This window comes from Thomasclavelia saccharogumia DSM 17460 (genome assembly GCF_000686665.1).
In the GTDB taxonomy this organism is placed as follows: domain Bacteria; phylum Bacillota_I; class Bacilli_A; order Erysipelotrichales; family Coprobacillaceae; genus Thomasclavelia; species Thomasclavelia saccharogumia.
Genome location: NZ_JMLH01000078.1, coordinates 1 through 12,731, shown reverse-complemented (window position 1 = coordinate 12,731; position 12,731 = coordinate 1). Strand labels below are relative to the sequence as shown.

Genomic DNA, 12,731 nt, shown 5'->3' with positions numbered 1-12,731 from the left:
GCTGCTCATTTTTGAGAACCTCCTGACAATAGAGATCATAGAAATCCATATTTTTTTCTGACATATATATCACCTCTAAGATGATTAAACCATAATCAGAAAGAATGGTCAATGGCATGAAAAAGTGAATAACTTTTTTTCTGGTCATCTGATATAAAAAGTAAAAAGAGATGATAAAGGTATAGAAAAAAAGCGTATAGGCATACAGCTGTGATAATAATCAATAAACCACACAAAAAAGAACTGTCATGATAAACAGCTCTTATATCGTCATTATTGAGTATTTTACTTTTTAAAATTTGTGAATAACTTTTTTCTTATACTGTGAATAGTAACTTAATTTTAAACATTACCTCATCTTTTTCTTTATTTTTCTTGCAATTAACAAAAAATATATATATAATAAGTACGTACTTTAGAGTTAAAGGGGGGAATAGTTCGATGGCAAAAACTGTAGTAAGAGAAAATGAATCTTTAGATGATGCTTTACGTCGTTTTAAAAGACAAGTTTCTAGAACAGGAACCCTTGCAGAAGCTCGTAAAAGAGAGTTTTATGTTAAACCAGGTTTAAAAAGAAAATTAAAATCTGAAGCAGCAAGAAAAAACAACAAAGGTAAAAGATAAAAAATTTGGGCTTTCAAGCCCTTTTTTATTTATAAAAGAATTTAATTAAAATAAACGCATTTAGTTAAAAACAAATCATATAATTAGATAGGTGATTTGATGATATATATGGAAAATAAATGCTTATCAATTAAATTTTATGAGTGTTTGATGCTGTTGGAAAATAACATTATTGAAATAAAGATGAAGAATAATATTCTTAGAGTAACGGGTGAAGATTTAGAAATTAGATATTATAGTGATCAAGAAGTCATTATTTATGGGAAGATTGACTGTTTAAAATTTATATGAAATTTGGATATGATTTATATGAAGTAGTTACAGAGGATATTATTACTTTGTTAAAGTCATTTAAAGACGATCATATAACAGTGTTTCAATTAAATAAAATCGATGATTTTACATATCGATTTTACCTTCCTATTTATCAAAGAATACAAGTTAGAAAATATCATTTAACAGTTATAAAAAGTGTAGGGATCTTATATTATTTATTATTACTGTTTTATCGTAAATTGAGCATGATTGGGGTCATTAGTTTTATTTTAACTATTTTTTTGTGTAATCAGTTTATTTTTAGAGTAGAAATAATTGGGAATAATCCAAGTACGACAAAATTAGTGAATGAGGTTTTATCTGATAATCATATCGGTATTGGTGATAAAAAACGCTCTTACGAACAATTGAATGATATTTATGATGATATGAAAGAAAAATTTAAAGGAAAAATAGATTATTTGAATATCTATCAAGAAGGCAGTGTTCTGTTTGTTAAATATACTAATAGTGTTAGTGCCAAAAAAATGAAAAAAAGTTTTGAAAATATATATGCTAGTAAAGATGGGGTAATTCAGGAGATAGATGTAAGTAGTGGCAATATTATGGTAAAAGTTAATGATTATGTAAAAAAGGGCGATTTATTGGTATCTAATACAATTACTTCAACCAGTGAAGCTGATAAGATCATAGAGACCCAGGGAATCATCAAAGCTTATACTTATATTGATTATGAAGCAAGTATTGATAAGAAAAAAATGGACGAGGCCGAAGGGTTTAGTTATTTACTATATACAATTCGTGCTAAATTAGGTACTATTGATAAAATAGATAGAGAAAAAGTTTTATCTTATGGTATAATTGATGGCAAGAGAGTATTAAAAATGCAATATATATTAATTGAAGATATTGCAACAAAAGAGGAGAATTAAATGACAGAACAAGTTAAATTAGAAGAATATAGTATAGCTCAATTAAATAATTTTTGTGGAAATCATGATGAGAATTTTAAAATGATTGAAGAAGCTTTAGGGGTAGAAATATCACTTCGTGGTGATGAACTAAGTTTAACTGGAGAAAATAATGATAATTTTAAAAAAGCTAAAAACGTGATTGCTGCTTTGCTGGGGCTGATTTCTAAAGGAATCAATATTACGCGTAGAGATGTGGTCTATGCATTGAAATTAGCTAAAGAAGATAACTTAAGTAGAATTAATGAATTATATAATGTTAGAATTACAAAAACGGCAAGTGGCAAGATGATATATCCCAAAACTTTAGGACAGAAGGAGTACTACTATGCTTTAAAAAGAAATGATGTCGTGTTTGGAATTGGACCAGCGGGAACAGGAAAAACATATTTAGCTGTAGTTTTTGCTGTTGATGCTTTAAAAAATAATATTGTAAAGAAAATCATTCTTACAAGACCAGCTGTAGAAGCAGGGGAAAATTTAGGCTTTTTGCCAGGTGATTTAAAAGAAAAAGTCGATCCTTATTTACGACCATTATATGATGCTTTGCATGATATGCTTGGCTTAGAGCAGACAGAAAGATTAATTGAAAAAGGAGTAATTGAAATTGCTCCTCTTGCTTACATGCGGGGACGTACTTTAGAAGATGCGTATGTTATTTTAGATGAAGCCCAAAATACGACAGATAATCAAATGAAGATGTTTTTAACACGTCTAGGATTTAATTCAAAAATGATTATTACAGGGGATATTACACAAATTGATTTACCGCGTGGAGTTGAATCAGGGTTAGTAAAAGCTCTAAAAATTTTGAAAGACGTTAAAGGTATTTCATTTGTTCATTTAACAGCGATGGATGTAGTAAGACATCCTGTTGTTCAAAGAATTATTGAAAGGTATGAAGGGAAAAATGAATAAAATATTAATTATTGAAGATGATATGTCTATTAATAAAATATTAAGTCATGAATTAAAAAATAAAGACTATCAGGTAGATAGTCTTTATGATGGTAAAGATGCGTGTCAAAAAATACTTACTAATGATTATGATTTGATTTTAGTGGATTGGATGTTACCGTATAAAGATGGGATAAAAATTATTCAAGAATGTCGTGATAGCGGCTATATCAAACCAATGATCCTGCTTACTGCTAGAAGTGATCAAGATGATATAATTTTGGGGCTTGAATCGGGTGCTGATGATTATTTGACGAAACCTTTTCAAGCTAATATTTTAATTGCTAGAATAGAAGCGCATTTACGTCGTTATCATAAACATTTCAAAGGAATTTTAAAGTATTTAGATATTAAAATGGATCTTACTAAGCATGAGGTTTATGTTGGTGAAAATAAAATAAATCTTACTAAAGTAGAATATGATTTATTACAGATGTTTTTAGATAATAAAGAAGAAGTTTTGTCACGGCAGGAGTTATTAATGAAAATTTGGAATTTTAATTATGATGGTGATACTAGACTGGTTGATATTCATGTTTTTAAGTTGAAATCTAAATTAAAAGAAAGTCAAGCATGTTTTCAATCTGTAAGAGGAGTTGGTTATAAACTGGTGAAGAAAGATGAATAAAAATTATCAAAAAGTTATTTTTTCATTTATTGTTGTTTGTATTTTATTGATATGGGATAATAGCTACACATTTGTTTATTTGACAGGTTTTACATTGGTGGTGTTGTATATTATTTATGATACTAATTCAACATATTTACATCAAATCGATTTTTATTGTCGTGAAAAAGAAAATGAGATAAGAGAAGTTGAAGGCGAAAAAGATTTTAATCATAAAATACTTAATTCATTAATTAAGACAATGAATTTACCAATGATTTTTATTAATAAAGATGGAACGATAATTTTTACAAATCAAAGTTTTAGAGAAGCATTTAATATAAAACATTTGCGGGGTAAATATTATAAAGATATTTTTAAGGGACAGTTATTGAATGTTGTTGATCAAAGTTATATTTTTGAACGTAAGTTTTCAACTGTTATGACGATTGATGAGCGCTATTATCAAATTGAAACGACGCCGGTATTTAGAAATGATATTGTATTTGATGGCAGTATTATTTTGTTCACAGATGTTTCTCAAGTTAAAGAAATCGAAAAAATGCAAAAACAATTCTTTTCCGACATTTCTCATGAATTAAAGACACCAATGAGTGCGATTATTGGTAGTGTTGAGATTTTAAAAAAAGAAGGGATTCAAAATAAGGAAACTTTTGATGAATTTATGGGTATACTTTTAAAAGAAAGTTATCGCATGCAAAATATTATTGAAGATATTTTGGAACTTTCACGTTTAGAACAGCCTCGAGTAGTTTTATCACCAAAATTAATTGATGTAAATTTATTAATAAAAGATACTGTGGAATTATTTGAACCGCTTGCTAAAGATAAACATTTATCATTGATTTATCAAACTAAAATATCTCATGAACTAATGCTGGATGATACTACAATTAAAACAGTTCTTAATAATTTGGTTTCTAATGCAATAAAGTATTCTAATTCCGGTGTTATTTCAATAAAAGCCTATGATGATAATCAAAATTTAATGATCAAAGTACAGGATGAAGGAATTGGAATTTCTAAAGCAGATATACCTTTGATTTTTGATCGTTTCTTTCAAGTTGATCGGTCTAGAAGTAAAAAACTTGGAACGGGGTTAGGATTAAGTATCGTAAAAAGAATGGTAGAATTGAATAATGGTAAAATCGAAGTAGAAAGTGAGTTAGGAATTGGTTCAACTTTTTTAATAACTTTACCGATTTTAGAGAAGAAATAAAGATCCTTTACAAATAAACCGTATTTTCACACAATATAAAAATAATTTGAACAAATTATTTATTTATGATGTTTTTGTAAAGTAAAGGAGTGTTTAAAATGGAAGACAAAAATCGTAATGAAAGTGAATTAATAGATGAAAAAGAAACAGTTGAAAATAAGCCGCAAGAATCTAAAAAAGATCAAGCAGAAATGTCTGATTTAGAAGCTGAAAAGACTACAATAAAAGAGGATGTGATTAAAGAAGATATATCGAAAGAAAACGAAGGCCAAGAAGAAGTGTCAAATTTAAAAGCTTCGTTAAAAGAAGATATAATTGAAAATGATATATCAAAAGAAAGTGAGTCACCAGAAGTAATATCAAACTTTAAATTAGAAGAAGCAGCTAAAGAAGATGTATTGAAAGAAAATGAGATTCAAGAGACAGCGTCTAATTTAGAAGGTAATGAAGCTTCAATAAAAGAAGATGTGATTGAAAATAACATATCAAAAGGAAGTGAGTCATCAGAAGTAATATCTAATTTTGAATCAGAAAAAACTCTAGAGGAAATAACTAATGAAAATACATCGAAAGGATATGAAAATAAAAAAGTGATTGATGAAAATGTCTCACATGAAGCAACATCTAACTATAGATCAGATAAAGTAATTGATAATGAATCTGAAATGCCAAATTCATCATATGGTCCAGAACCAATGAAAACAAGAATAGAGAAAAACAAAAATAGAACTACTAAAGATAATTTTAAATTATTTCAAATAGTTTTAGTTATTTTAGTTGTAGTTTCATTAGGAGTTAATATCTTTATGTTTACACAATTAAATAATAGCAGTTCAAATGTTTTATCAGGTAGTGGAGCAAATGTTGAGCAGGTTAATTATGACGTTAAGAGCTCTACAAGTGATGTTATTGATAAAGTTAGTGATAGCGTTGTTGGAGTATTGGTTTATTCAAATGGTTCAGCAAGTGGTAGCGGAAGCGGTGTAGTATATCGCGTTAATGGTAAAGATGCTTATATTATTACTAACGCTCACGTTGTTGAAGGTTCAAGTGAAGTTCAGGTGGTTTTTTCTAATCAGGAATCAGTTGCAGCGACTGTCTTAGGTAGTGATAGTTATAGCGATATTGCAGTATTAAAATTAACAGCTGATTTTGATTTGAGCGCAATTAAATGCGGTGATTCAAGTTTATTAGATAAAGGAGAAACAGTTTTAGCAATCGGTAGTCCATTAGGAATTGAATATGCTGGTACTGTTACTCAAGGTATTGTTAGTGGAACAGATCGTACTGTGTCTGTAGATTTAAATGATGATGGTCAAGATGATTGGGATATGAACGTTATTCAAACTGACGCTGCTATTAATCCTGGTAATAGTGGAGGAGCTTTAGTCAATATGGCTGGAGAATTAGTCGGAATTACTTCAATGAAATTATCTGATACATCAGTTGAAGGAATGGGATTTGCTTTACCTATTAATGATGTAATTAAAAGTGTTGAACAAATTATTGAAAATGGAAAAGTTACAAGACCACAATTTGGAATTTCTGGTGTTTCTTTATCTGGATATTCTAGCTATCAATTACGTTACTATCGCATTAATACAGATTTAACAGATGGTATTTACGTTGTTAAAGTAAGTAGTGGAGGAGCTGCTAGTCAAGCTGGTATTCAAGAAGGCGATATTATCGTTGAATTTGATGGTGAAAAAATTACTACTTATAAGAGTTTCTTAACTGCATTATATGCAAAAGAACCAGGTGATAAAGTTTCTGTAGTAATTAATCGTAATGGTAGTGAAAAAACAGTTCAAGTAACTTTAGGAGAACAATAATTTATTAGGTGCTGGTAAAAACAGCACCTTTTTGTTGTAAATAAAAGATAAATATGATATATTTCTAAGAGAAAAGAAAGTCTTCAGGGCAGGGTGTGATTCCCGACCGGCGGTATAGTCCGCGAGCGCAAGCTGAGTAGGTGAAATTCCTACACCGACAGTAAAGTCTGGATGGAAGAATGACATTTATTAGTTAATGATATATGTACTTTTGTCATGGAGATTAGTATTTTCATGATATTTTTTTATTTAAGGAGAGATTATTATGGAAATTACTAAGACAAGAAAATTAGTTTTATCAGCTGCTTTGGCTGCTTTAGGAATGATATTGGGATTATTGGAAATTCCATATCCTTTTGCACCATGGCTGAATTTGGATTTATCAGAGGTTGTCGTGATCATGGCAATTTCAATGCTGGGCTTTAAATCGGCATTATTTGTTTGCGTTTGTAAGTTTTTAGTTTCAATATTATTTAAAGGGCCGGTTGGCCCAATTGCGATTGGTCAAATTACAGCGTTGATTGCTTCTTTGACGATTTGTTGTGTATATTATTTTTTATCCCAAAATTTAAAATTAAAGAAAGAATGGCTAACATATATTATAAATATGTTTATAACGATGTTAATATTTGCAATCGTTTTGTTTATATTAAATTATTTGTTTGTAACACCAACATATTTAATGCAAAAACCGACATGGTATAGTGAATTACCTTTTGCGTTAGATATAAATTCTTTTAATCAGCAGTATGGAACAAATATTTCTATACCTGGGTTTTTAAATTTTTTATCTCCTTATGGACAGGCGATTTTTATAATTTATTTCCCATTTAACTTTATTAAAGGAGTTATTAGTGCTATTGTTTATTATGTAGTAAGACCAATAGAATCTAAATTCAAGGAGGGATAAGATGAATATTGCTTTGATAGCACATGATCAAAAGAAAACAGAATTAATTGATTTTGTTAAAGAAAACGAAAAATTATTTGCAAAACATAATTTATATGGCACTGGGACAACTGGTAAAAAGATCATGGAAAATACTGATTTACAAGTAACACGTTTTTTATCAGGACCATATGGTGGTGATCAGCAGATTGGAAACTTAATTGCTTTAGGTCAGATGGATATGGTTTTCTTTTTCCGTGATCCACTTACAGCGCAGCCCCATGAGCCTGATATAAATGCTTTGATGAGATTATGTGATGTGCACTATATTCCATTAGCCTCAAATAAAGCAACCGCATTAATGTTATTGAAATCTTTATAAGATAAAAAAACCAATCAAAAACGATTGGTTTTTTATAAATTATTCAACTTCGATTGCTTCAACAGGACAGCTTTCAGCAGCTTCTTTAGCTCCATCAGTGTTATCTTCACCAATTACAACTGCTAAACCTTCATCACCTAATTCAAAAACATCAGGTGCAACAGCTGTACAAGCCCCACAACCAATACAAGAATCATTTACTGTAATTTTAGCCATTATAAATTCCTCCTTTTTTGTACTCTCATATTATAGCCTAAATTAAATATATTTTCCATTATTTTATAAAGGAATTACTTAAAAAGTATGCTATAATGTTCGTTGAAAGGGTGATTAAGTGTGGTTAATTCACGAATTGATAAATATCGTAATTTAAGAAGCGGTTTAAAAGACGAAGCTGGAATAACTCGCGATAATATAAACGATGAAATTGATACAATGATAGACATTGATGAAGAAGATGAATTTTTAACATCTGTCAATCGACTTTTTGGAAATAAAGATGAAAAAAAAGAAATCGAAGATACACTAACAGAAGCTAAGACATTTGAACAGATGCGCCAAGAAAGCAGCGAAGAAATTAATCGAGCTTTGCGTAGTGCTAAAGCTGGTGTTGGAAAAGAAGCACAATATAATACAAGAATGGATATTTTAAATAAAATTAGAGAGCCGGAAAAACAAGTAGTTCGAATTGAGAAGTTTGATAATGTTGCTACCTCCCAATTTTCTAAAGGATATTTTGTAAATCCTGATAAAGAAGCTGAGGGTTTAGAAAACACGGAACAGTCAGAAGATAAAGAAGCTAAAAAGAAGATGACTTTGATGGAGCGTTTAGCAAGCATGTCACCGGCTGAAGATGCCAAAAAAGCAAAGATCATTTTAGAAGAAGAGACAAATGTTCATGAAGATGAAAATAATGAGGTACCTGAACAAACTGCTTCTTTAGAAGATATGTTACGTCAGATCAAGGAAAAAGATCAGCGTGAAGTAGAAAAAGCTTTACAGCAAAAAGAAAAAGATGACAATATAAAAACGATTAAAAATGAAACGGTTGTCCAAACTGAAAGTAAAGAAAAAGATGATGGGAGCCGTGTTGAAGTGGTTGAGAAAAAGAAAAATGATCGTATTGTTAATGTTTTAAATTATGTAATTATATTTTTAATTATTGTATTTATTTGTTTATGTGGTATGATAGGATACCAGTTATTCTTTTAAACTAAGGTTCACCTTAGTTTTTTTCAAGAAAGAGGGAGGATAATATGAAGAAGATTTCAATTGCAATCGATGGACCAAGTGCTGCCGGTAAAAGCAGTATCGCTAAAATTGTTGCGAAAAAATTAGATTATGTATATATTGATACAGGAGCGATGTATCGCTGTGTTGGTTATTATTGTTTACAAAACAATATTGATCTAGGTGATGAACAAGCGGTATCTGAAGTCTTAAAAGATATCAAGATTACAATGGATAGTGAAAACCGAGTTTATTTAAATGATCGTGATGTTAGTAATGAAATTCGTCAAGATAAAGTGTCGATGTCAGCAAGTAAAGTTTCAAGTTATCAAGATGTTAGAGAATTTTTAGTTAAGCAGCAGCGTCAAATGGCTAAGGCTGGTGGTGTAATCTTAGACGGTCGTGATATTGGAACTGTTGTTTTGCCTGATGCTGAGCTTAAAATATATCAAAGTGCTAGTGTGGAAACTCGCGCTATGCGCCGTTATTTAGAAAATAGACAGCGGGGACTGCCTGCTGATTTAGAAACTATAAAAAATGATATTGAACAGCGAGATTATCAAGATATGAATCGTAAAATCTCGCCATTAAAAAAAGCTGATGATGCCATTGTTTTAGATACTTCAGATTTAAGGATTGAAGAAGTAGTCGATGAAGTATTAAAATTAGTTAAACAAAAGGAAAGTGAGGGATAAGATGGCTGGAGTAGTTGCAATCGTAGGGAGAGCAAATGTTGGTAAATCTACAATATTTAATCGAATTGTTGGGGAAAGAGTTTCTATCGTTGAAGATGTTGCTGGTGTGACTAGAGATCGAATCTATGCAACAGCTACATGGTTGACAAAAGAATTTAGATTGATTGATACTGGTGGAATCGAACTTAAGAATGCATCTTTTACTGCGCAAATTAAAATGCAGGCTGAAATTGCCATTGAAGAAGCTGATTTGATTGTTTTTGTTGTTAATGGTCGTGAAGGTGTCACTCAAGAAGATGAATATGTTGCAAGATTATTACAAAGAACTAAAAAACCGATCTTATTAGCCGTTAACAAAATTGATGATAATTCTTTTATTAATGATATTTATGATTTTTATAGCTTAGGGATGGGAGATCCAATTCCCGTATCTGGAAGCCATGGAATTGGAATCGGTGATTTATTAGATGAAATTATTAAAAAATTGGATTTCACAGAAGAAGAATTTGATAAAGATGAGATTCGCTTTTCAATCATTGGTAGACCTAATGTTGGTAAATCATCTCTTACTAATGCGATTTTAGGCGAAGAGCGAGTCATCGTTTCAAATATCGAAGGAACAACACGTGATGCTATTGATACTGCTTTTGAAAAAGATGGTCAAAAGTATCGGGTCATTGATACAGCCGGAATGCGAAAAAAGGGTAAAGTCTATGAAAATGTTGAAAAATATTCAATATTAAGAGCTTTATCTTCAATTGAAAAAAGTGATGTTATTGTTGTTGTAATCGACGGGAATCGTGGTGTCATTGAACAAGATAAACACGTTGCTGGATATGCTCATGAAGCTGGTAAAGGTGTGATCTTAGTTGTAAATAAATGGGATCTGATTGAAAAAGATGAAAAAACGATGCAGAAAAAAGAAAAAGAATTACGCACGCAGTTTAAGTATTTAGATTATGCCCGGATTATTTTTTTATCAGCAAAAACTCATCAAAGAGTTCAACAGTTATTCCCGATGATCCAGGAATCTTATACTAATTCTAATAAAAGAGTTCAAACGAGTGTTTTAAATGATGTTTTGGTTGATGCCCAGGCAATCAATCCAACGACAACTTTTAATGGTGGTAGACTAAAGATTTTTTATGCAAATCAAGTAAGTACCTGCCCACCTACCTTTATTTTATTTGTTAATGATCCTCAATATCTGCATTTTAGTTATAAACGTTATTTAGAAAATCGTTTAAGAGAAGCATTTGGCTTTGAAGGTACACCAATTCACATTATTTGTCGAAAAAGAGATTAGTAGTGTACTTTAAAAAGATGTTTGTTATAATATACATACAATAATATAAGGATGTGTAATTATGAGTAAAATTGCAGTTTTAGGTACGGGCAGCTGGGCTACTGCCTTAAGTAGAGTTTTAATTGATAATCAAAATGAGATAATGATGTATGGGATCGATCAAAATCAAATCGATGATATAAATATCAATCATCAAAACAGTGCTTTTTTTGAAAATGTGTCTTTAGAAACGGAAATTAAAGCAACTAATAATTTAGAAGAAGCGATGAAAGATATAGATTATTTGTTGATTACGATTCCTACTCAATTTGTTAAAGAAACATTACAGCAGGTAAAACCTTTTATTAAGAAAAAGATTACAGTTATCAATGCTTCTAAAGGATTTGATCTAGGAACAAATATGCGGATGTCAGATACGATCCGCAGTGTTTTGGACGAAAGTTTGATCAATCCCGTCGTTTCGCTGATTGGTCCTAGTCATGCAGAAGAAGTAGTGATTAGAATGTTAACAACTGTTTGTGCAGTCTCTTTGGATGAAAAAGCAGCTCAAGATGTACAGACATTATTTTCTAATGACTATTTTAGAGTGTATCGTTTGACTGATGAAGTTGGAGCTGAATATGGTGTGGCAATTAAAAATGTAATTGCGGTAGCTGCGGGAGTGTTATGTGGACTTGGCTATGGTGACAATACAAAAGCGGCTTTAATAACTCGGGGATTAGCTGAAATGGTTCGTTATGGAACGAAAAAAGGCGGTAAATTAGAAACTTATATGGGACTTACTGGAGTTGGTGATTTGATTGTTACTTGTTCATCAATTCATTCGCGAAATTTTCAGGCAGGACTTGAAATTGGTAAAACTAATGATGCCCGATCTTTTATGAAGAATAACAAAAAGACTTGTGAGGGAATAAGAACTTGTCGGGTCATTTATGAAGATGCTAAAAAATATGATGATATTGAATTACCAATTATTAATGCTATATATAATGTATTATATAATAATCATGAACCAAAGCGTGAGATCCAGCAATTGATGAAAAGGGAATTAAAGATAGAAGGGTAACGTTATTTGAATTATTTCATATTATATAGTGGTGATAATATGAAAGATGAAGATATTTTTTTAGATAAGGTTGTAAAGAAGACTAATGTTAATAAAAGTGAAATATTAAAATTAGCCAATGATTTACAATCTAAAGATTTAAATAATGAAAATGATATTCGAGATTTTATTGTTTCGGTAGCAAAAGTGACTAATAAATCCATCAGTCCAGGGAAAATTGATAAATTGGTTTCAATGATCAAGACTAATAAAATTCCTCGTGATATTGATAAGATGGTATAGGATATTAGTGTAAAATAAACGATAAAAACAAGTATTTTTTAGGTGTCAAGCAAAATTGAAAATGTCTTAAAAAAAGTTAAACATTAGCACCGTTTTCACGATGCTTCTGTTTTGCAAGGAACCCAAGAAAATCATCATTTCTCCAAGGATGATCAAGAGGAGGAATATATTTTTTCTTTGGTTTCTTTTCCTTTGGAATAGTATCAAATTCCTTTGAATATTTTTCGTGTTCAGGAACTTCTTTCATAATATAGATATTATCTAATACATTGACATACAACTTTCCATCAAATGCTTCAATAACCATACAATCAGATTTGTTCTTAAAGAAGCAAGGAATATCTCTATCTGTTGTAGGGATATAAATCTTATTT

General features: G+C 30.4%; 15 protein-coding genes, 1 pseudogene and 1 riboswitch. Of the genes and pseudogenes, 14 read left to right on the top strand and 2 right to left on the bottom strand.

From position 1 onward, the window contains the following. The first annotated feature begins 441 nt into the window (after nucleotides 1-441). The 9 genes from rpsU (at nucleotide 442) to BR82_RS0112915 (ending at nucleotide 7,778) form a co-directional block, all read left to right on the top strand. Complete coding sequence (gene rpsU / locus BR82_RS0112955) at nucleotides 442-624, top strand: 30S ribosomal protein S21 (protein ID WP_003534573.1); 183 nt, start codon at nucleotides 442-444, stop codon at nucleotides 622-624. A 99-nt stretch (nucleotides 625-723) separates the two neighbouring features. Next, the gene (locus tag BR82_RS0112950; RefSeq protein WP_027090529.1) at nucleotides 724-915 is read left to right on the top strand and encodes a YabP/YqfC family sporulation protein; all 192 of its coding nucleotides are present in this window, start codon (nucleotides 724-726) and stop codon (nucleotides 913-915) included. Continuing rightward, entirely contained in the window at nucleotides 912-1,832 is a 921-nt protein-coding gene (locus tag BR82_RS0112945) for a sporulation protein YqfD (RefSeq protein WP_027090528.1), read from the top strand. Before BR82_RS0112950 ends, BR82_RS0112945 begins: the two co-directional genes overlap by 4 nt. Next, nucleotides 1,833-2,789, top strand: coding sequence for a PhoH family protein (locus BR82_RS0112940; RefSeq protein ID WP_027090527.1), 957 nt, complete (start codon nucleotides 1,833-1,835; stop codon nucleotides 2,787-2,789). Beyond that, nucleotides 2,782-3,456 (top strand): response regulator transcription factor, encoded by a 675-nt coding sequence (locus BR82_RS0112935; protein WP_027090526.1) that lies wholly within the window; start codon nucleotides 2,782-2,784, stop codon nucleotides 3,454-3,456. The genes BR82_RS0112940 and BR82_RS0112935 overlap by 8 nt, the downstream gene beginning before the upstream one ends. Then, nucleotides 3,449-4,675: a sensor histidine kinase gene (locus tag BR82_RS0112930; RefSeq protein ID WP_027090525.1), complete on the top strand. Its 1,227-nt coding sequence runs from the start codon at nucleotides 3,449-3,451 to the stop codon at nucleotides 4,673-4,675. Before BR82_RS0112935 ends, BR82_RS0112930 begins: the two co-directional genes overlap by 8 nt. A gap of 98 nt (nucleotides 4,676-4,773) precedes the next feature. Beyond that, the gene (locus tag BR82_RS0112925; protein WP_240474565.1) at nucleotides 4,774-6,507 is read left to right on the top strand and encodes a S1C family serine protease; all 1,734 of its coding nucleotides are present in this window, start codon (nucleotides 4,774-4,776) and stop codon (nucleotides 6,505-6,507) included. A gap of 75 nt (nucleotides 6,508-6,582) precedes the next feature. Beyond that, a riboswitch (FMN riboswitch) is annotated at nucleotides 6,583-6,695 on the top strand. A gap of 77 nt (nucleotides 6,696-6,772) precedes the next feature. After that, nucleotides 6,773-7,417 carry an ECF transporter S component gene (locus BR82_RS0112920; protein WP_027090523.1) on the top strand — a complete coding sequence of 215 codons (645 nt, stop codon included), beginning with the start codon at nucleotides 6,773-6,775 and terminating at the stop codon, nucleotides 7,415-7,417. 1 nt (nucleotide 7,418) lies between these two features. Beyond that, nucleotides 7,419-7,778, top strand: coding sequence for a methylglyoxal synthase (locus BR82_RS0112915; RefSeq protein WP_024721884.1), 360 nt, complete (start codon nucleotides 7,419-7,421; stop codon nucleotides 7,776-7,778). A 39-nt stretch (nucleotides 7,779-7,817) separates the two neighbouring features. Here the strand turns inward: BR82_RS0112915 and BR82_RS0112910 are convergent, their stop codons facing one another. After that, nucleotides 7,818-7,994: a ferredoxin gene (locus tag BR82_RS0112910; RefSeq protein ID WP_027090522.1), complete on the bottom strand. Its 177-nt coding sequence runs from the start codon at nucleotides 7,992-7,994 to the stop codon at nucleotides 7,818-7,820. 120 nt (nucleotides 7,995-8,114) lie between these two features. Here BR82_RS0112910 and BR82_RS0112905 point away from each other — a divergent pair, with 120 nt between their 5' ends. The 5 genes from BR82_RS0112905 (at nucleotide 8,115) to BR82_RS0112885 (ending at nucleotide 12,357) form a co-directional block, all read left to right on the top strand. Then, a complete protein-coding gene (locus tag BR82_RS0112905) occupies nucleotides 8,115-8,990 on the top strand; it encodes a hypothetical protein (protein ID WP_027090521.1) in 876 nt (291 codons plus the stop codon). Nucleotides 8,991-9,034: 44 nt separating this feature from the next. Next, nucleotides 9,035-9,703, top strand: coding sequence for a (d)CMP kinase (cmk, locus tag BR82_RS0112900; protein WP_027090520.1), 669 nt, complete (start codon nucleotides 9,035-9,037; stop codon nucleotides 9,701-9,703). Nucleotide 9,704: 1 nt separating this feature from the next. Further along, nucleotides 9,705-11,009 (top strand): ribosome biogenesis GTPase Der, encoded by a 1,305-nt coding sequence (der, locus tag BR82_RS0112895; RefSeq protein WP_027090519.1) that lies wholly within the window; start codon nucleotides 9,705-9,707, stop codon nucleotides 11,007-11,009. A 61-nt stretch (nucleotides 11,010-11,070) separates the two neighbouring features. Next, nucleotides 11,071-12,075, top strand: coding sequence for an NAD(P)H-dependent glycerol-3-phosphate dehydrogenase (locus tag BR82_RS0112890; RefSeq protein WP_027090518.1), 1,005 nt, complete (start codon nucleotides 11,071-11,073; stop codon nucleotides 12,073-12,075). Between the two features lie 39 nt (nucleotides 12,076-12,114). Then, nucleotides 12,115-12,357 (top strand): stage VI sporulation protein F, encoded by a 243-nt coding sequence (locus tag BR82_RS0112885; RefSeq protein WP_024721890.1) that lies wholly within the window; start codon nucleotides 12,115-12,117, stop codon nucleotides 12,355-12,357. 76 nt (nucleotides 12,358-12,433) lie between these two features. Here BR82_RS0112885 and BR82_RS17285 read toward each other — a convergent pair. Beyond that, a pseudogene (locus BR82_RS17285) lies at nucleotides 12,434-12,731 on the bottom strand (ISNCY family transposase); the annotation flags it as partial.

Excerpts from the sequence above, each read along its gene's own strand:
- rpsU (WP_003534573.1), top strand. The coding sequence starts at position 442 with ATGGCAAAAACTGTAGTAAGAGAAAATGAATCTTTAGATGATGCTTTA.
- BR82_RS0112950 (WP_027090529.1), top strand. The coding sequence starts at position 724 with ATGATATATATGGAAAATAAATGCTTATCAATTAAATTTTATGAGTGT.
- BR82_RS0112945 (WP_027090528.1), top strand. The coding sequence starts at position 912 with ATGAAATTTGGATATGATTTATATGAAGTAGTTACAGAGGATATTATT.
- BR82_RS0112940 (WP_027090527.1), top strand. The coding sequence starts at position 1,833 with ATGACAGAACAAGTTAAATTAGAAGAATATAGTATAGCTCAATTAAAT.
- BR82_RS0112935 (WP_027090526.1), top strand. The coding sequence starts at position 2,782 with ATGAATAAAATATTAATTATTGAAGATGATATGTCTATTAATAAAATA.
- BR82_RS0112930 (WP_027090525.1), top strand. The coding sequence starts at position 3,449 with ATGAATAAAAATTATCAAAAAGTTATTTTTTCATTTATTGTTGTTTGT.
- BR82_RS0112925 (WP_240474565.1), top strand. The coding sequence starts at position 4,774 with ATGGAAGACAAAAATCGTAATGAAAGTGAATTAATAGATGAAAAAGAA.
- BR82_RS0112920 (WP_027090523.1), top strand. The coding sequence starts at position 6,773 with ATGGAAATTACTAAGACAAGAAAATTAGTTTTATCAGCTGCTTTGGCT.
- BR82_RS0112915 (WP_024721884.1), top strand. The coding sequence starts at position 7,419 with ATGAATATTGCTTTGATAGCACATGATCAAAAGAAAACAGAATTAATT.
- BR82_RS0112910 (WP_027090522.1), bottom strand. The coding sequence starts at position 7,994 with ATGGCTAAAATTACAGTAAATGATTCTTGTATTGGTTGTGGGGCTTGT.
- cmk (WP_027090520.1), top strand. The coding sequence starts at position 9,035 with ATGAAGAAGATTTCAATTGCAATCGATGGACCAAGTGCTGCCGGTAAA.
- der (WP_027090519.1), top strand. The coding sequence starts at position 9,705 with ATGGCTGGAGTAGTTGCAATCGTAGGGAGAGCAAATGTTGGTAAATCT.
- BR82_RS0112890 (WP_027090518.1), top strand. The coding sequence starts at position 11,071 with ATGAGTAAAATTGCAGTTTTAGGTACGGGCAGCTGGGCTACTGCCTTA.
- BR82_RS0112885 (WP_024721890.1), top strand. The coding sequence starts at position 12,115 with ATGAAAGATGAAGATATTTTTTTAGATAAGGTTGTAAAGAAGACTAAT.